The organism is Devosia insulae DS-56 (assembly GCF_000970465.2).
GTDB lineage: Bacteria > Pseudomonadota > Alphaproteobacteria > Rhizobiales > Devosiaceae > Devosia_A > Devosia_A insulae.
Window position 1 is genome coordinate 1 of the sequence record NZ_LAJE02000053.1, and the last position, 16,531, is coordinate 16,531.

The 16,531-nt window shown below is 65.4% G+C and carries 24 protein-coding genes; 12 read left to right on the plus strand and 12 right to left on the minus strand.

Translation table 11 applies throughout. The features are described from left to right. Positions 1–129: 129 nt before the first annotated feature. On the minus strand, positions 130–582 hold the full coding sequence (locus tag VW23_RS02610; RefSeq protein ID WP_069908038.1) for a MarR family winged helix-turn-helix transcriptional regulator: 453 nt from the start codon (positions 580–582) through the stop codon (positions 130–132). 126 nt (positions 583–708) lie between these two features. Between VW23_RS02610 and pyrF the strand changes: the two genes are divergently transcribed. Genes pyrF through VW23_RS02625 form a run of 3 tightly spaced genes read left to right on the plus strand, consistent with a single transcriptional unit; the run spans position 709 to position 2,890 of the window. Beyond that, positions 709–1,407 carry an orotidine-5'-phosphate decarboxylase gene (gene pyrF, locus VW23_RS02615; RefSeq protein ID WP_069908039.1) on the plus strand — a complete coding sequence of 233 codons (699 nt, stop codon included), beginning with the start codon at positions 709–711 and terminating at the stop codon, positions 1,405–1,407. Positions 1,408–1,455: 48 nt separating this feature from the next. After that, positions 1,456–2,262, plus strand: coding sequence for a 4-hydroxy-tetrahydrodipicolinate reductase (dapB, locus tag VW23_RS02620; protein WP_069908040.1), 807 nt, complete (start codon positions 1,456–1,458; stop codon positions 2,260–2,262). Positions 2,263–2,275: 13 nt separating this feature from the next. Beyond that, the gene (locus tag VW23_RS02625; RefSeq protein WP_069908041.1) at positions 2,276–2,890 is read left to right on the plus strand and encodes a 2,3-bisphosphoglycerate-dependent phosphoglycerate mutase; all 615 of its coding nucleotides are present in this window, start codon (positions 2,276–2,278) and stop codon (positions 2,888–2,890) included. Between the two features lie 231 nt (positions 2,891–3,121). Here VW23_RS02625 and VW23_RS02630 read toward each other — a convergent pair whose 3' ends face one another. Together VW23_RS02630 and VW23_RS02635 are read right to left on the minus strand one after the other, a co-directional pair. Beyond that, entirely contained in the window at positions 3,122–3,985 is an 864-nt protein-coding gene (locus VW23_RS02630; RefSeq protein WP_084645455.1) for a methylated-DNA--[protein]-cysteine S-methyltransferase, read from the minus strand. A gap of 246 nt (positions 3,986–4,231) precedes the next feature. After that, positions 4,232–4,711: a DUF2244 domain-containing protein gene (locus VW23_RS02635; RefSeq protein WP_176730309.1), complete on the minus strand. Its 480-nt coding sequence runs from the start codon at positions 4,709–4,711 to the stop codon at positions 4,232–4,234. 39 nt (positions 4,712–4,750) lie between these two features. Here VW23_RS02635 and nth point away from each other — a divergent pair, with 39 nt between their 5' ends. Next, positions 4,751–5,422, plus strand: coding sequence for an endonuclease III (gene nth, locus VW23_RS02640; protein WP_069908044.1), 672 nt, complete (start codon positions 4,751–4,753; stop codon positions 5,420–5,422). On the opposite strand, the gene VW23_RS02645 is transcribed toward nth, so the two are convergent. Continuing rightward, positions 5,419–5,868: a DUF2214 family protein gene (locus tag VW23_RS02645; protein WP_084645453.1), complete on the minus strand. Its 450-nt coding sequence runs from the start codon at positions 5,866–5,868 to the stop codon at positions 5,419–5,421. The genes nth and VW23_RS02645 overlap by 4 nt on opposite strands. Before the next feature lie 147 nt (positions 5,869–6,015). Here VW23_RS02645 and VW23_RS02650 point away from each other — a divergent pair, with 147 nt between their 5' ends. Together VW23_RS02650 and VW23_RS02655 are read left to right on the plus strand one after the other, a co-directional pair. Then, complete coding sequence (locus tag VW23_RS02650) at positions 6,016–6,615, plus strand: TetR/AcrR family transcriptional regulator (protein ID WP_069908046.1); 600 nt, start codon at positions 6,016–6,018, stop codon at positions 6,613–6,615. A gap of 78 nt (positions 6,616–6,693) precedes the next feature. After that, positions 6,694–7,695 (plus strand): adenosine kinase, encoded by a 1,002-nt coding sequence (locus VW23_RS02655; protein ID WP_069908047.1) that lies wholly within the window; start codon positions 6,694–6,696, stop codon positions 7,693–7,695. Positions 7,696–7,895: 200 nt separating this feature from the next. Here the strand turns inward: VW23_RS02655 and coaA are convergent, their stop codons facing one another. The 7 genes from coaA to VW23_RS02690 form a co-directional block, all read right to left on the minus strand. Continuing rightward, positions 7,896–8,846, minus strand: coding sequence for a type I pantothenate kinase (gene coaA, locus VW23_RS02660; RefSeq protein ID WP_069908048.1), 951 nt, complete (start codon positions 8,844–8,846; stop codon positions 7,896–7,898). Next, the gene (locus VW23_RS02665; RefSeq protein ID WP_069908049.1) at positions 8,846–9,175 is read right to left on the minus strand and encodes a phosphoribosyl-ATP diphosphatase; all 330 of its coding nucleotides are present in this window, start codon (positions 9,173–9,175) and stop codon (positions 8,846–8,848) included. The genes coaA and VW23_RS02665 overlap by 1 nt, the downstream gene beginning before the upstream one ends. Continuing rightward, the gene (hisF, locus tag VW23_RS02670) at positions 9,172–9,978 is read right to left on the minus strand and encodes an imidazole glycerol phosphate synthase subunit HisF (RefSeq protein WP_069908050.1); all 807 of its coding nucleotides are present in this window, start codon (positions 9,976–9,978) and stop codon (positions 9,172–9,174) included. The genes VW23_RS02665 and hisF overlap by 4 nt, the downstream gene beginning before the upstream one ends. Beyond that, positions 9,975–10,199: a hypothetical protein gene (locus VW23_RS02675; RefSeq protein WP_069908051.1), complete on the minus strand. Its 225-nt coding sequence runs from the start codon at positions 10,197–10,199 to the stop codon at positions 9,975–9,977. Before VW23_RS02675 ends, hisF begins: the two co-directional genes overlap by 4 nt. Continuing rightward, positions 10,187–10,933, minus strand: a complete 747-nt coding sequence (gene hisA, locus VW23_RS02680) for a 1-(5-phosphoribosyl)-5-[(5-phosphoribosylamino)methylideneamino]imidazole-4-carboxamide isomerase (protein ID WP_069908052.1) — start codon at positions 10,931–10,933, stop codon at positions 10,187–10,189. Before hisA ends, VW23_RS02675 begins: the two co-directional genes overlap by 13 nt. A 157-nt stretch (positions 10,934–11,090) precedes the next feature. Further along, a complete protein-coding gene (gene hisH / locus VW23_RS02685; protein WP_069908053.1) occupies positions 11,091–11,741 on the minus strand; it encodes an imidazole glycerol phosphate synthase subunit HisH in 651 nt (216 codons plus the stop codon). Then, positions 11,738–12,088, minus strand: coding sequence for a DUF2628 domain-containing protein (locus VW23_RS02690; protein ID WP_069908054.1), 351 nt, complete (start codon positions 12,086–12,088; stop codon positions 11,738–11,740). Before VW23_RS02690 ends, hisH begins: the two co-directional genes overlap by 4 nt. A gap of 123 nt (positions 12,089–12,211) precedes the next feature. Between VW23_RS02690 and VW23_RS28815 the strand changes: the two genes are divergently transcribed. Beyond that, positions 12,212–12,370, plus strand: coding sequence for a hypothetical protein (locus VW23_RS28815; protein WP_176730310.1), 159 nt, complete (start codon positions 12,212–12,214; stop codon positions 12,368–12,370). Between the two features lie 101 nt (positions 12,371–12,471). After that, positions 12,472–12,855, plus strand: coding sequence for a YciI family protein (locus tag VW23_RS02695; RefSeq protein ID WP_069908055.1), 384 nt, complete (start codon positions 12,472–12,474; stop codon positions 12,853–12,855). Here the strand turns inward: VW23_RS02695 and hisB are convergent. Next, complete coding sequence (gene hisB / locus VW23_RS02700; RefSeq protein ID WP_069908056.1) at positions 12,852–13,439, minus strand: imidazoleglycerol-phosphate dehydratase HisB; 588 nt, start codon at positions 13,437–13,439, stop codon at positions 12,852–12,854. The two genes, VW23_RS02695 and hisB, sit on opposite strands and share 4 nt — an antisense overlap. Before the next feature lie 173 nt (positions 13,440–13,612). On the opposite strand from hisB, the gene hslV reads away from it, so the two are divergent. From hslV to hslU, 4 genes are read left to right on the plus strand one after another with little or no spacing between them, the layout of a single operon-like run. Then, entirely contained in the window at positions 13,613–14,173 is a 561-nt protein-coding gene (gene hslV / locus VW23_RS02705) for an ATP-dependent protease subunit HslV (RefSeq protein WP_055874518.1), read from the plus strand. Further along, complete coding sequence (locus VW23_RS02710) at positions 14,160–14,678, plus strand: GNAT family N-acetyltransferase (protein WP_069908057.1); 519 nt, start codon at positions 14,160–14,162, stop codon at positions 14,676–14,678. Before hslV ends, VW23_RS02710 begins: the two co-directional genes overlap by 14 nt. Beyond that, positions 14,675–15,184, plus strand: coding sequence for a GNAT family N-acetyltransferase (locus VW23_RS02715; protein ID WP_176730311.1), 510 nt, complete (start codon positions 14,675–14,677; stop codon positions 15,182–15,184). The genes VW23_RS02710 and VW23_RS02715 overlap by 4 nt, the downstream gene beginning before the upstream one ends. A gap of 6 nt (positions 15,185–15,190) precedes the next feature. Next, complete coding sequence (gene hslU / locus VW23_RS02720) at positions 15,191–16,501, plus strand: ATP-dependent protease ATPase subunit HslU (RefSeq protein WP_069908058.1); 1,311 nt, start codon at positions 15,191–15,193, stop codon at positions 16,499–16,501. The last annotated feature ends 30 nt before the right edge of the window (positions 16,502–16,531 follow it).

Below are 16,531 nucleotides of genomic sequence, written 5' to 3' on the forward strand. Positions count from 1 at the left end.
CGCGGGGAGAGATCCCCCTCACCCGCCCTTCGGGCACCTCGCGGCGAGGGCTTCGCCCTCGTCCGCTGACCACAAGGGGAGAAGGCAATCGCCGCACCGCCAGTGGCTCCACAGAAGCGACTATCTTGCCTAAGCCCCATCCTTCCGCCCCGGCGCCCACTCCCCCAGTCCAAACAGCTCTACCGCATCCTCGAGCGCCAGCTTCAGCCGGTCGAGCCGCGCCACCTCATGGTCGATCTCGCGCAACCGGGTCGGGCCGGCAAGCGGTGCGTTGGCCAGCAGCGCTGTCCCGGCCTCGGTCAGCCCGACCAGTCGGGCGCGGCGATCGCGCGGGTCGGTCTTCACCGTCACCAGGTCCATGCGGCGCAGTTCGTCGATCGATTGGCCGAGCGTTGCCGGGTGCATCACCAGGGCCTTGCGCAAGGCGGCGAGCGGCAGCTGCGGGCGTTCGGCGCAGATGCGCAGCACAGCAAGCTGCAAACCGGTAATGCCGAAGCGCTTCTTCAGGTCGTTGTGGAAGGCCTCGGTGGCACGCTCGAGCCGCATCCAGGCGACAATGGCGGAAAGCGCCTGCTGCTGCATGATTGATCTAATGATTCCATCGTGTTGCGCGGACGCTATGGCGTCATAGCATCGCGCGCAAGCGGGCATTTCTGCTTGCCCGATTCGTTTGGCTATGGCACTGACCGGAAAATCCGGAGACATCTGATGGCAGGCACCCTGATCGTCGCACTCGATCTCGATGCGCGAGACGAGGCGGAACGCTTGATCGCGCAACTGGGCGATGCGGTCGACTTCTACAAGATCGGCTACCAGCTGTTCTATGGCGGCGATGGGCTCAACCTCGGCAAGGCGCTGCTCAAGGCTGGCAAGCGGGTGTTCTTCGATCTCAAAATGCTCGATATCGACAACACCGTCGAAAAGGGTGTCGCAGCGATCGCCAGGACCGGCGCCACCATGGTCACGGTGCATGCCTATCCCAAGACGATGCGGGCCGCAGCGAAAGCCGCCGAGGGCTCCAGGCTCACCGTGCTCGGCGTCACCGTGCTGACCTCGATGGACGATGCCGACCTGACCGATGCCGGCTATGCCCGCGACGCGGCCGGGCTGGTGGCGCTGCGCGCCGAGCAAGCCAAGGAGGCAGGGATCGGCGGCATCGTCTGCTCGCCCAACGAGGCGCAGATGGTGCGCGCCATCGTCGGGCCCGAGCTTGCCATCGTCACCCCGGGGATCCGACCGGCCGGCAGCGCACATGGTGACCAGAAGCGGGTGACCGGCCCGGCCGAAGCGCTGGCCGCCGGCGCCAGCCACCTGGTGGTCGGCCGGCCGATCACCGCGGCGGCAGATCCGGTGGGCGCGGCGCAGGCGATCCTCGCCGAGATGGCCGGCGGCACCCGGCTGGCATGACCGCGCCGGCTGGGCTATAGGCGTCGCACGGGTTCTCTAGGAGCAAGCATGTCTGACCTCAAGGTCGCCATCGCCGGCGCAGGCGGCAAGATGGGCGCGGCGAACATCCGCGCCATTGCCGCGACAGCGGGCATCAGGGTGGTTTCGGCATTCGATCGCGCCGGGGCGCCGGCGCTCGGCAAGGATGCCGGCGAGCTGGTGGGCCTCGAGCCACTCGGTGTTTCGATCACCGACGACGTTGCGGCGGCCCTCGACGCCGCCGAGGCGATCCTCGATTTCACCGCGCCCGCCAATTCGGTGGCGCTGGCGCAGGAGGCCGCAAAGCGCGGGCTGGTCCACATCATCGGCACCACCGGGTGCAGCGAGGCCGATGACGCAGCGATCCGCGAGGCGGCTGCCGGCGCGCGGATCGTCAAGGCGGGCAATTTCTCGCTCGGCGTGAACCTGCTGCTGGGCCTCGTGAAGCAGGCGGCCGCCGCGCTGCCGGGCTTCGATGTCGAGATCCTCGAGATGCACCACAACAAGAAGGTCGATGCCCCCTCCGGCACCGCCCTGATGTTGGGCGAAGCCGCCGCCCGTGGCCGCAATCTCGACTTGAAGACCCACTCGGTTCGCGTCCGCGACGGCCACACCGGGCCGCGCGAAGCGGGCAGCATCGGTTTTGCCGCGCTGCGCGGCGGCAATGTCATCGGCGAGCACAAGGTGATCCTTGCCGGCCCCTCCGAGCGGATCGAGCTCAACCACATCGCCGACAACCGGGCGCTGTTCGCCGATGGCGCGGTGCGCGCCGCCCTCTGGGTGCGCGATCAGCGGCCCGGCCTCTATTCCATGGCCGACGTGCTCGGCTTCAACTGACAGGGATTTTTCGATGACCGGAACGCTGATCCTCGTTCGCCACGGCCAGAGCGACTGGAACCTCAAGAACCTGTTCACCGGCTGGCGCAACCCCGACCTCACCGAGCAAGGCATCGGCGAGGCGCGCCACACCGGAAAGCAGCTGAAGGCGGCCGGCTACGTGCCCGACGTCTACTTCACCTCGGCGCTGCGCCGGGCCCAGCACACGCTCGACCTGATCCTCGAAGAGCTCGAGATCACCGAGGTGACGATTACCCGCTCGAAGCTCTTGAATGAGCGCGACTATGGCGATCTCAGCGGGCTCAACAAGGATGACGCGCGGGCCAAGTGGGGCGAGGAGCAGGTGCTGATCTGGCGCCGCTCGTTCGACGTGCCACCGCCGGGCGGCGAGAGCCTCAAGGACACCGCGGCCCGCACCCTGCCCTATTACGACGCCGAGATCGTGCCGCTGTTGAAGGCCGACAAAACCGTTTTGGTCGCCGCGCACGGCAACTCACTGCGTTCGATCGTCATGGCGATCGAGAACCTGACACCGGAGCAGATCCTGAAGCGCGAACTGGCGACCGGCGAGCCGGTGATCTACAAGATCGGCGCGGACGGAAAACTGGCTGAGAAGGTGGCGATCTAGGCTGCGAAAGCCGATAGAGACGGCCCCCTCCCATCCTCCCCCATAAAGGGGGAGGTGCCCCGCCGGTGTGTGGGGCACAATCGAGCAACAGCCTCGACTCTTCACCTCCCTTTATGGGGGACTTCGAGCCGTCCCGCAGGGCAAATCGCTCCAGTGGAGCGATTTGAGGAGAGAAGGCCATGAGAGCTACGCTCGAATGGCAAGGGAGGGGGCCGTCTGCTTCAGTCAGCCCTAGGCCCCCACTACTCCGCTTTCCCAACCCAGGATCGCCCGCTTCCGCGGCACGCCCCAGTGGTAGCCGGTCAGCGCGCCGCTGGTGCCCACCACACGGTGGCACGGCACGACGAAGCTGATCGGGTTCTTGCCTACAGCGCCGCCGACGGCGCGGGCCGCGGTGGGGCGGCCGATATGGTTGGCGACCTTCTGGTAGGTGGTGGCTTTGCCGACCGGGATCTTCAGCAGTGTCTCCCAGACCTGCACCTCGAAATCGGTGCCGATCAGGACGACGCGCACCGGTTGCTCGGGGTCCCAGCGGTTGGGGTCGAACACCCGGGCGGCAACCGGCGCTACGGCTTTGTCGTCGCGACGATAGCTGGCATTGGGCCAGCGGTTGGCCAGATCCTCGAAGGCTTCCTCGACCGACATGTTCTCATCGGCGAAGCCGATGCCGCTGAGCCCATATTCGGTCATGGTCAGCACCGCGGTGCCGAACGGCGACGGGGCGGCGCCCCAGATCATTTCGAGGCCCTCGCCGCGGGCCCGGAAGGCGCCGGGCGGCATGGCTTCGTGGGTGACGAACAGGTCATGCAGCCGCGAGGTGGAGGAGAGGCCGACCTCATAGGTGGTGTCGAGGACACTCTGCTGGTCGGCGAGGAGTTTCTTGGCGTGATTGAGCGCCACGGCCTGGGCGAAGCTTTTCGGGCTCAGCCCGCACCAGCGGCGGAACAGGTCGGTGAGCTGCCGCTCGGTCAGCCCGATGGCACGGGCAAAACGCGGCAGATCGGTTTCGTCGGGCAGCGTCTCGCTCAGGTAAGCGATGGCGGCCTGGACGGTCTCGTAATCCGAGTTGGCGATGATGGTTTCGTGCTTGCTCATGAGGCGGAACATAGGCGCGCCGAGGCGCCGTTGCGACCCGGTTTTGACGGGAGATGGGCGGTTACCACCCGCACGTTCAACACACTCGATGTCATCCCGGCGCGGACCCATACGCAGGGTGGTGCCCCACCCACCGGGTCATTCCCGCGACCGCTTTCGCGGGGATGACATCGAGTTTGGGGGACTTGCAGAGCCTCGGTTCACCGACCCAGCGTCACCCCACTGCGGGCTAGACTGGTCAGACGGTCAAACCCGCGCCCGCTTCAGCGCAGTGCCAAAGGCTTTTGCAAAACTCGACTTTTCGTCCTGGTTGAGGAACTGGCCGAGCATGATGTCGCGGTCACGGGTCCTCAGATGCAGCCCGACGGTCCGCTCGTTGTAGTCACGGTCGACCACCAGCTTGACGAAATACGGGTTGAAGCGGCTCAGGGTTTCCTTGCCGGTGCCATCGACCTGCTTGATTTCAAGCTGGTCCGGCCACAACGTCACTTCCTCGTAGCGCTTGCCGTCGCGCTGGCTCGAGCGCATTGCCCACCAGATCAGCGCGATATCGAGGCCGAGAAAACCGACGATCGGCCAGGCGCCCATCGAGAAGAAAATGATGCCGGGAATGGTGGCGAGCACTGCCACCAGGACGATGACAACGCGAAAACCCTTGCGTCCCAGCGATCGATGGGGCGTCAGCTTTGCCGCGAACAGCGGCCTCGCTTGCGTTTGGGTCGTCATCTTGGGCATCACTATAGGCTCAGAATCAGGATGACGGAAATGGCGCAGCAAAAAGTGAAGCGACTGCCGGACGCAGATGTCGAAGCCATTTTCGGCGCTTTTGCGGCAGCCGAGCCCGAACCGAAGGGCGAACTCGACTACGTGAACCCCTTCACCCTGCTGGTCGCGGTGGTGCTTTCGGCCCAGGCGACCGACGCCGGGGTCAACAAGGCAACCAAGCTGTTGTTCCAGCTGGCGGATACGCCGAAGAAGATGGTCGCGCTGGGGCCGGCCGAGATCGAGGACAAGATCAAGACCATCGGGCTGTTCCGCAACAAGGCCAAGAACGTCTTTGCGCTGAGCCAGCAGCTGATCGAAAGGTTCGATTCGAAGGTACCCGAGAGCCGCGAGGCACTGGAGACACTGCCGGGCGTCGGGCGGAAAACCGCCAACGTGGTGCTCAACATCGCGTTCAAGCAGCCGACCATCGCGGTGGATACCCATCTGTTCCGCGTCGCCAACCGCACCGGGCTGGCGCCGGGCGACAACCCGCTCAAGGTCGAGCAGGGGCTCCTGAAGATCGTCCCGGACCAGTACCTGCTGCACGCGCACCACTGGCTGATCCTGCACGGCCGCTACATCTGCAAGGCGCGCAAGCCCGATTGCTGGCGCTGCATCATTTCCGAGTGGTGCCGGTTCGAACCGAAGACGCCGGCACCGAAGGGGAGCTAGACCCCGTAGCCCCGCGCCATGGCGGCGGCAAAGCTCGGGATGAATACCAGTAACGCGGCCTGCAGATAGAGGAAGCGGCGCGCGGCCGCGACCTCGGCTGCCGCTGGCGTGAAGCCGGTATCGGCCCTGGCGGCCTTCAGCCAGCGCAGGATCGACACCGTCGGTGCGATCGAGGCGAGGCCGACGCCGAGGAAGGCGATCATCTTGGCCCAGAACACCCAGTTGCCGACATAGTATTCCCAGCCGGCCGCGCCGAAGATCACCCTGACGGTGCCGACGACGATGACCAGCATGGCCGTGGCACCATAGGCGCGATCGAGCGAAGCGAGCTGGCCGAGGCGTTTGCCCTCGATCCCTGGACGCAGCAAGGCGAACTCGGCGGCGAAGATTGCCACCAGGGTGAACACCGCGAGGTGGTGGGCAATGGCGAGGATCAGGTCGGTCATCATGTCGCTCCCAGTTCGGACTTGTTTGGCCGCGAGATCGAACCGGAAAAGTCTCGCAACTTTTTCTGATCTCGCTTGGTCGCGCCTCGACCGGTGCGAGGCAGCATGTTAACACTGTTCGCATCGAGATAATCTTCCATGTGAGCAATGTCAACATCTGAACCAACCGACCGTTACCACCATGGCGACCTGCGTCGTGCGCTGGTCGAAGCGGCGCTGGAACTGCTGCTCGAAGGCGGTACCGAGGCGCTGGGGATGCGGGAGCTGGCGCGGCGGGTCGGGGTCTCCTCAGCGGCGCCATACCGGCATTTCCGCGACAAGCAGGCACTGATCCAGGCCGTGGCGGCGGCCGGGTTTGCACTCTTCCTCGAGGCGGTCGAGGCGGCCAAGGCCGGTGTCGCGGCCGACGAGCAGTTCGGCGCCATGGCCGAGGCCTATGTGCAGTTCGCGCTACGCTACCCGCGGCTCTACAAGCTGATGTTCTCGTCGGAGCTTGGCAAGTTCGAGGACAAGGACCTGCGCCGCGCCGCCGATGCCGCTTACGCCAGCCTCGCGGTCGCGGCGGCCAAGGAGGATCCCGAGGCGCCGGGCGAGGCAGCGATCAGTGCCTGGGCGTTCGTCCATGGCCTCTCCCTGCTGCTGCTCGACGAGCAGTTGCTCGGGGTTTCCGCCGCCAATGCCGGGCCGCTGGTGCGGGCGCTGACCCGCCGGCATGCGCAACGCTTCGGCAAGCCGCACTCCGCCTGAGGTTGGCGTTGCGCGCGGGCGCAATCTCCTCTATTTCCGGCGCGGCTCAATTACCCCGTTTTCATTGAAGGATCGCTGATGGCCGAGGCCCGGTTTGACGTTCTCACCATCGGCAATGCCATCGTCGACGTCATAGCTCCCATCGATCCCGGCTTCCTCGAACGCGAGGGGCTGTCGGAAGGCATTATGCATCTGGTCGATGCCGAGCGCTCGGCCTACCTTTATGAGCGCATGCCGGCCGAGAAGCGCCAGATCTCCGGCGGCAGCTCGGCCAACACCGCGGCCGGCGTCGCCTCGCTCGGCGGTAAGGCATCGTTCGTCGGCAAGGTGGCGGACGATGAACTGGGCGACGTGTTCGCCGACGACCTCAAGCGCATCGGCGTGCATTACGGCGTCTCGCGGCTGAGCGATGGCCCAGCCACCGCCCGCTCGATGATCCTGCTCTCGTCGGACGGCGAGCGGACGATGAACACCTATCTGGGCGCCTGCCACCAGCTGACCACCGCCGATATCAAGGAAGACGAGATCGGCGGCGCCACCGTCACCTATATGGAAGGGTTTCTGTGGGATCCGACCGAAGCCAAGAAAGCCTTCGTGATGGCGGCGCATTACGCCCATAAGCACGAGCGCGCCGCCTCGTTCACGCTGAGCGATCCGTTCTGTGTCAACCGCTACCGCGACGAGTTCCTCGACCTGATCCGCTCCAAGACCATGGATATCGTGTTCGGCAATGTCGAAGAGCTGAAATCGCTGTACCAGACGGACCTGCACGGCGCGGTGCAGGCGATCGCCAAGGATGCGGAACTGGCGGCGATTACCATGGGCGCCGACGGCGCCATGGTGGTGCACGAGGGCGAGATCATCACCGTCCCCGCCTACGCGGTGAAAGAAGTGGTCGACGTCACCGGCGCCGGCGACCTGTTCGCTTCGGGGTTCCTGCTGGCGATCGCACGGGAACGCGACTTCCGCACCGCGCTGCAGGCCGGGTGCCTTGCCGCCAGCGAAGTGATCTCACATATCGGCGCACGGCCGGTGGCGGACCTCAGGGCGCTGGCGGCTGAGAAGAGCATCGCGATTTAGCTGGGCACCGCCCCATTAGTCGGTGCCTTCTCCCCTTGTGGGAGAAGGTGGCCGACAGGCCGGATGAGGGGTCCCGCAACCAAAGGTTGCGCGATCGGAGCGGAGCGACGAGCGACCGGGTGCGCGGAGAGACACCCCTCATCCGCCCTTCGGGCACCTTCTCCCACAAGAGGAGAAGGCGATCGCCGACAGACCCAGTCCTAAACCTTCCGCAGCGCCACGCGCTCGATCGCGTGGCTTGGGCCCTTGGTCAGCACCAGGTCGGCGCGGCTGCGGGTTGGCTGGATGTTGTCGCGCAGGTTCGGGAGGTTGATCTCTTTCCAGGCCCACATGCCGAAGGCCTCGGCTTCTTCGGAGCTCATCTTGGTGAAGCGGTGAAAGAAGCTCTTGGGGTCGGCGAAGGCGGTTTCGCGCAGGCGGCGGAAGCGTTCCATGAACCAGGTGGTCAGGTCGTTCTCGTCGGCGTCGATGAAGATCGAGAAATCGAGGAAGTCGGAGGCGAAGAGGATCGGCTTGCCGGATTTCGGCAGTTCGCCCGGCTGCAGGATGTTGAGCCCCTCGACGATCAGGATGTCCGGCCGGTCGATGGTGATGAACTCGCCGTCGATGACGTCGTAAACGAGGTGCGAGTAGACCGGCACCTTCACATCGGGCTTGCCCGACTTGATGTCGGAGAGGAACCGGATCAGCGCGCCGCGATCATAGCTTTCGGGAAACCCCTTGCGCTCGGCGAGCTGCAACTCATCGAGCCGCTTGTTCGAGAACAGGAAACCGTCAGTGGTGACGAGGTCGACCTTGGGCGAGCTCGGCCAGCGGCTGAGCAACGCCTTCAGAATACGCGAGGTGGTGGATTTCCCCACCGCGACCGAACCGGCGACGCCGATGATGTAGGGCACCTTCCGGCCATCGGCGCCGAGGAACTTGGTCGAGGCGCGATGCAGCTGCTGCGTCGCCTCGACATAGAGCGAGATCAACCGGCTCAGCGGCAGGTAGATCTCCTCCGCCTCGGTGAACGAGATCGGGTCGGTGAGGGCGCGCAGCCGCTTGACGTCATCGGCATCGAGCGTCATCGGCTCGTCGGCGCGCAAGCCGCTCCACTCTGCCTTGCTGAAATAGTGGTAGGGCGCGAGCTTGAGCTTCTTGGTCCCCATCAGCCCTGGGCCTTCCCGCGCGACGCCTTTTCTTCGAGGCCCGATTGCGCGGTGCGGCGCTCGAGCTGCGCCATCACATCGCTCAGCGGCACGCCGGCGGCGCGGAGCAGCACCAGGAGGTGATAGATCACGTCGGAGGCTTCGCCTTCGGTGCCCTTCTTGTCCTTAGTCACCGAAGCGATGATGATCTCGGCGGCTTCCTCGCCGAATTTCTTGGCGCAGCGCTCGACCCCACCGGCCAGCAGCTTGGCGGTATAGCTCTCATCGGGCGAAGCGCCGGCGCGGGCAGCGATGCGCTTATCCAGGTCTTCGAGGCTGAAGCTCATCAAATCTCTCCCGCATTGGTATCGCGCCGCATCGGAATGCCGTGACGCTCCATGTAGTCCTTGGCCTCGCCCACCGTGTAGGTGCCGAAGTGGAAGATCGAGGCGGCGAGCACCGCCGAAGCGTGCCCCTCCTTCACCCCGTCGACCAGGTCGTCGAGCGAGCCGACGCCGCCCGAGGCGACCACCGGCACATGCACCGCATCGGCAACGGCGCGGGTGAGCTTCAGATCGAAGCCCGACTTGGTGCCGTCGCGGTCCATCGAAGTGACCAGCAGCTCGCCGGCGCCCCGTTCGACCATCTTCGCGGCGAACTCCACCGCGTCGAGCCCGGTCGGGTTGCGGCCGCCATGGGTGTAGATTTCCCACTCGTCCATGTTCTGCTGCCCTGGCGCCTGGATCTGTCGCCGCCGCGCATCTACCGAAACAACGATGCACTGGTCGCCGAACTTGTCGGCGGCGCGAGCAATGAAATCCGGATCGTTCACCGCGGCCGAGTTGATCGACACCTTGTCGGCGCCGGCGAGCAGCAGCTTTCGGATATCCTCGAGCTTCCGGATGCCGCCGCCCACCGTCACCGGCATGAAGCAATGCTCGGCGGTGCGCGCCACCACGTCGAAAATGGTGTCGCGGTTCTCGTGGCTGGCGGTGATGTCGAGGAAGGTCAGCTCGTCAGCGCCGGCGGCATTGTAGGCGATGGCAGCTTCGACGGGATCGCCGGCATCGATCAGGTCAACGAACTGCACGCCTTTGACGACGCGGCCGTCTTTCACGTCGAGGCAGGGGATGATGCGGGTTTTCAGGCTCATTGGCGCGGTTCCGAGGGTGGGCGCTTCACCCTCGCATAGATGGCGAAACCGAAGGAGAACACCCAGAAAATGAAGGCGAAAAGTCCGGCGAGGCCGAACAGGGTGGGCAGGATGCCGGTGAAGCCGGCATAAAACAGCGCGACGATCGGCACCAGCGCCAAGGGGTACCACCAGAGGCGGACGCGCCCGACCAGGACCGGCTTGTTCCTCAGTTCAGCCATTGGGCAGCTCGTTGCTTCAGCAGGGCTATTGCTTCACGTGAATCAATGCGCCCGTCATACAGCGCGCGGCCGGAGATGGCGCCTTCGAGCAGCTGATAGCGCGGCTCGGTCATGGTGCGGATGTCGTCCATCGAGGCGAGCCCGCCCGAGGCGATCACCGGGATCGACACGGCTTCTGCCAGCTCGAGCGTCGAGGGCCAGTTGATGCCCTTCAGCACGCCGTCGCGATCGATGTCGGTGTAGATGATCGCCGCCACCCCTGCTCCCTCGAAACGCTGGCCCAACTCGATCGCGGTGAGCTCGGAGGTCTCCGCCCAGCCCTCCACCGCCACCTTGCCGCCGCGTGCATCGATGCCGACCGCCACCCGACCCGGGAACAGCCGCGCCGCTTCGCGCACCAGCGCCGGATCACGCACCGCGATGGTGCCGAGGATGACCCGGGCGAGGCCACGGCCCAGCCACTCCTCGATATGAGCGATGCTGCGAATGCCGCCGCCCAGCTGCACCGGAAAGCGCACCGCATCGAGGATGGCTTGGACAGCATCGCCATTGACGCTGCGGCCGGCGAAGGCGCCGTTGAGATCGACGACGTGCAGGTACTCGAACCCCTGGTCCTCGAACGACTTGGCCTGAGCGGCCGGATTGTCGTTGAACACCGTCGCCTGCTGCATGTCGCCCAGCTTCAGGCGGACGCACTGGCCATCCTTGAGGTCGATGGCGGGGAACAGGATCATGCGGAGAACTCCACGCGCTTGGCCACCCCCCTCCGGGCCTCCCCCACAAGGGGGGAGGTGAAGAGGCGAGGCTGTGGCGCGATCTTGCCTAGCGCACCGGCAGGCACCTCCCCCCTTGCGGGGGAGGTTGGGAGGGGGGTGGCCACAAACTCGGAGCTCATGGCTTCCACCCCAAAAAGTTGCGGATCAGGGTCAGACCCAGCGTCTGGCTCTTTTCCGGGTGGAACTGGGTGCCCAGCAGATTGTCGCGGCCGACGACGGCGGTGACCTCCTGGCCGTAGTCAGCGCTGGCGACCAGGGTCTCCGGACGGGCCACCGCCAGGTGATAGGAATGGACGAAATAGGCGTGCAGCCCATTGGGCCCGTCGGGGATGCCGGCCAGCAGCGGGTGGGCCTGCCGGATCGTCAGCGTGTTCCAGCCCATGTGCGGCACCTTGAGCCCGCCTTTCGGCTCGAGCCGCACCACCGCGCCGGGGATCCAGCCGAGCCCCTTGGTAATGGTCTTCTCGCGGCCCTCGGTCGCCATCAGCTGCATGCCGACGCAGATACCGAGAAACGGCACGCCGCCCCGGATCACCCGCTCTTCGAGCACCTCGACCATGCCGGTCACCGCGTCGAGTCCGGCGCGGCAATCGGCGAAGGCGCCGACGCCCGGCAGGACGATGCGATCGGCGCGGCGTACAGCTTCGACGTCGTCGGTGACGAGGATGTCGTCGCCGGTGCCGGCTTCCCGCGCAGCGCGCTCGAAGGCTTTGGCGGCCGAGCGGAGATTGCCCGAGCCGTAATCGATAATGGTAACTGTGCTCATCGGGTCTGCCGCTTCAGGTAGTCGACCAGTGCCAGGTCTTCATCGGCGGCGAGGATCTCGGTGCGATAGCGGCCGCCGCGCTTCGCCGTCTTCACCCGGCGGAAGGTCCCGGCCTCGAAGCCGATCAGTGTGGCGAACAGCACATAGAGCCAGAACGCCGCCTCACCACCGATCACGAGGCTCAAGCCAGCGATCGCGACCGTGCCGGCAACCCAGATCCCGAGCAGCAGCCAGAGCCCGTGCACCAGCGCATGCACCGGCGGCAGCAGGGCCGCGGACCAGGAGAAGCGATCGGCCACCGCAGTGGGCGTATCGCTCGGGCGCTCGTAGACGGAATAGAGGGTCACGGTTATCCTCAGCTGGATCGGCGTGGTTGCGGGTTCGCCTTAGAGCAAAACCCGCACGGTTGGAAGATGAGGGATCCGGCCGCCTGCCATGCCGTTGGTTCAACCGGCTTCGAGGAGAGCTTTATGACGCATGATTCCCACGACCCGCATGGCGATGGAACGATGGGTTCCGCACCGACCCAGGGCATTTTCATCGGCTGGCTCGCCGTCGGGCTGCTCGTCGTCATGGCCATCTTCACCCTGGTCGTCATCGGCGCCGGCGCCAGGTTCGACTTCAGCTGAGCCTGCTCAACCGCTTGCACTCTGCAAGTCGTAGTGGCAGCCTGAACCAGTCGCTACCGGGCGACTGGTTTTTTGTGCTGACGACGCTGCAGGAGGCGAGGATGGCAGACGGCAAATATCTCGCGGTGTTCTACAGCGATAAGTCCGGGCCGAAGTGGCAAGCCTGGAACGCGCTCTCGGAGGCGGAGCGGCAGGCCAGGGACGCCATCGGGCTGCCGGCCCTCGAAGCCTGGGACGAAAAGCACAAGGACGCGATCGTCTATGCGGGAAGCCCGCTGGGCAAAACCCTGCAGGTAACGGATGACGGCATCGCCGGTTCGGTCAACCAGCTGACGGCCTTTGTCGTGGTCCGGGCGCCATCGCTGGAAGCCGCCGCGCGAATGTTCGAGGGGCACCCGCATATGAGCATCTTCCCGTGCCACGCCGTGGATGTGATGCCGATGCTCGGGATGGAAATGGACGACGAAGGCCGGCCGAACGCCTAGAGCGTGCCCTTGGTCGAGGGGATCGCATCCGCCGCGCGCGGATCGATCTCCACCGCCGCGCGCAGCGCCCGGGCCAGCGCCTTGAAGGCGCTTTCGGCGATATGATGGTTGTTGTCGCCGTAGAAAGTCTCGACGTGCAGCGTAACGCCCGCATTCATGGCGAAGGCCTGGAACCACTCGCGGAACAGCTCGGTATCCATCTCGCCCACCTTGTCGCGGGTGAACTCGACCTTCCAGACGAGGAACGGCCGACCCGAGACGTCGAGGGCAACACGGGTGAGCGTGCCATCCATCGGCAGGTCCGAGGAGGCATAGCGGCGGATGCCCCGCTTATTGCCGAGCGCCTGCTTGATCGCTTCGCCGAGTGCAATGCCGACGTCTTCCGCCGTATGGTGGAAATCGATGTGCAGGTCGCCCTTGGCGACGACCGTCATGTCGATCAGCGAGTGCTTCGACAGCTGGTCGAGCATGTGATCGAGAAAGCCGATGCCGGTTTGCATATCATGCTTGCCCGACCCATCGAGGTTCACCGACACCTTGATGTCGGTCTCATTGGTCTTGCGGGCGATCTCGGCAGTGCGCATCTCGGCAGTCCCTCGTGGCGCGGCGGCTGTAGCAGATAGCGCCGGAGCGGTGAAGATGCGGTGAAAGCGCGGTGGTCGGTAACATCGCGGAAACTACCCGACCGGCTAGGCCGGTTTGCATTCGCCCGCCCCGTGCCTAAATAGGGACCAGCAGTTCTGGAGTTTTTCCCAAGATGTCGAAGGACAACGAGTTCCCCGGCTGGCACGGCACGACGATCGTCGCCGTCCGCAAGGGCAACAAGGTGGTGGTGGCCGGTGACGGACAGGTCTCGGTTGGCAACACCGTGATGAAGCATACCGCCAAGAAGGTGCGGCGCCTCGCCGACGGCAAGGTGATCGGCGGCTTTGCCGGCGCCACCGCCGACGCGTTCACGCTGTTCGAGCGGCTCGAGGCCAAGCTGATCCAGTATCCGGACCAGCTGATGCGCGCCTCGGTCGAGCTGGCCAAGGATTGGCGCACCGACCGGTACCTGCGCCGGCTCGAGGCAATGATGATCGTCGCCGACAAGGACGTGACCCTGGTGCTGACCGGCACCGGCGACGTGCTCACCCCCGATCACGCCACCATCGCCATCGGCTCGGGTGGCAACTATGCCTATTCGGCGGCGCTGGCGCTGAGCGAAAACACCGAGCTCGACGCCGAAGAGATCGCCCGCAAGGCGATGAAGATCGCCGCCGAGGTGTGCATCTACACCAATGAGAACGTGACGGTCGAAACGATTGAAACCGTCTGACGCCCAGTTTCGGTACGGCTTCCGGCCGGTGACCCGAGCTGACCTGCCGCTCCTCGGGCGCTGGCTGGCGGAGCCGCACGTGGCACAATGGTGGGACGATCCGGCCGAGGGGCTGAAGTCGATCGAAGGCCATATCGACAGCATTTCGGTCGAGCCCTTCATCGTCGAACTCAACGGCAAGCCGATCGGCTACATCCAGAGTTACGATCCGCATCTCGAAGACGGGCACCCGTACCAGGACCAGCGAACCGGCACGCTGGGGATCGACCAGTTCATCGGGCCACCCGAACTGATCGGCAAGGGCCACGGCCCGCGGCTGATCGAGGCGTTCGTCGAGCTGCTGTTCGATGAAGGCGCCATCCGCGTGATCATCGATCCCGACCCGGCCAACGCGGCGGCGATCCGCGCCTATGAGAAAGCCGGGTTCGAGCGCTTCGATACGCGGCACTCGGAATATGGCCCGGCCCTGATGCTGGCACGGAACGCCGACGGAGATTTCGCGTGAGCTGGATCACTCGCCGGCTCGCAGCAGCCGATGCCGAAGCCTACCGGGCACTGCGGATCGAGGGGCTGCAAAACTCGCCTGCCTCGTTCGGCTCGAGCCTCGCCGAGGAGATCGATAAGCCGGCTGAGGCCTGGGTCGATCGGCTCGACAAGGGGTTCGTGTTCGGCCTGTTCGACGCCGAGGCGCTGGTCGGCACGGCCGGCTTCTACCGCGAGGCGATGCTGAAATCGGCGCATCGCGGGCACCTGGTCGGGGTCTATGTCAGCCCCGGCTCACGTGGCCGCGGCGGCGCCGACCTGCTGATCGCGGCGGTGATCGCCGAGGCGCGTAATCACGTCCTGCAGCTGCACCTGGCAGTGACGCAGGACAACCCCACAGCCCGCCGGCTCTACGAGCGGCACGGCTTTGTGACGTATGGCGAAGACCCCCGCGGCCTCAAGGTCGATGGCGTCTTCTACGATGACTATCTCATGGTGCTGCGCCTCGATGAGGGCAGCGGAAAGTGACGGATTATGAGTGACAGCAATTTCTCCCCGCGCGAGATCGTCTCCGAGCTCGATCGCTACATTGTCGGCCAGCATGACGCCAAGCGCGCCGTGGCCGTAGCGCTGCGCAACCGCTGGCGCCGGCAGCAGCTCCCGGATGACCTGCGCGCCGAGGTGACGCCGAAGAACATCCTGATGATCGGGCCCACCGGCGTCGGCAAGACCGAGATCAGCCGGCGGCTGGCCAAGCTCGCCCAGGCGCCGTTCATCAAGGTCGAGGCCACCAAGTTCACCGAAGTCGGCTATGTCGGGCGCGACGTCGAGCAGATCATCCGCGACCTGGTCGAGGCCGGTATTTCGCTCTTGCGCGACAAGAAGCGCGCCGAAGTGCAGGCGCAGGCGCATCACAATGCCGAAGAGCGGGTGCTCGACGCGCTGGTCGGCTCATCTGCCTCGCCCTCGACCCGCGAGAGCTTCCGGCAGAAGCTTCGCACCAACGAGCTCGACGACAAGGAAATCGAGATCGAGATGCAGCCGACCGGCAATTCCGGCGGCTTCGACATCCCCGGCATGCCGGGCGCCAATATCGGCGTGATCAACATCCAGGACATGCTGGGCAAGGCCTTTGGCGGCCGCGGCGTCAAGCGCAAGGTCAAGGTCAAGGACGCGCATCAGCCGCTGCTCGCCGAGGAAGCCGACAAGCTGCTCGACCAGGATCAGCTGAACAAGGAAGCGGTGGATCTGGTCGAGAACCACGGCATCGCCTTCATCGATGAGATCGACAAGATCGTGAACCGCGAAGGCGGTTATGGCGGCGGGGTTTCCCGCGAAGGCGTGCAGCGCGACCTGCTGCCGCTGATCGAAGGCACCACGGTTTCGACCAAGTACGGCCCGGTGAAGACCGACCACATCCTGTTCATCGCCTCGGGCGCCTTCCACGTGGCAAAACCCTCGGACCTGTTGCCCGAGCTGCAGGGCCGCCTGCCGATCCGGGTCGAGCTCAAGGCGCTGACCCGGCAGGACCTGATCGGCATCCTCAACGACACCGATGCGAGCCTGATCAAGCAATATGTGGCGCTGATGAAGACCGAGGGGCTGACCCTCGATTTCACCCCCGACGCGATCGAGGCGATCGCCGACGCGGCGGTGCAGGTCAACTCGACGGTCGAGAATATCGGCGCCCGCCGGCTCGCCACCATCCTCGAGCGGCTGGTCGAAGACATCTCCTTCGACGCGCCCGACAAAGCCGGCGAGACGATCCGCATCGACAAGGGCTATGTCGACGAGCGCATCGGCAAGATGGCGGCGGATACTGACCTCAGCCGCTTTGTGCTCTGAACTAGCGCCGCTGGCTCTTACTCCCTACGT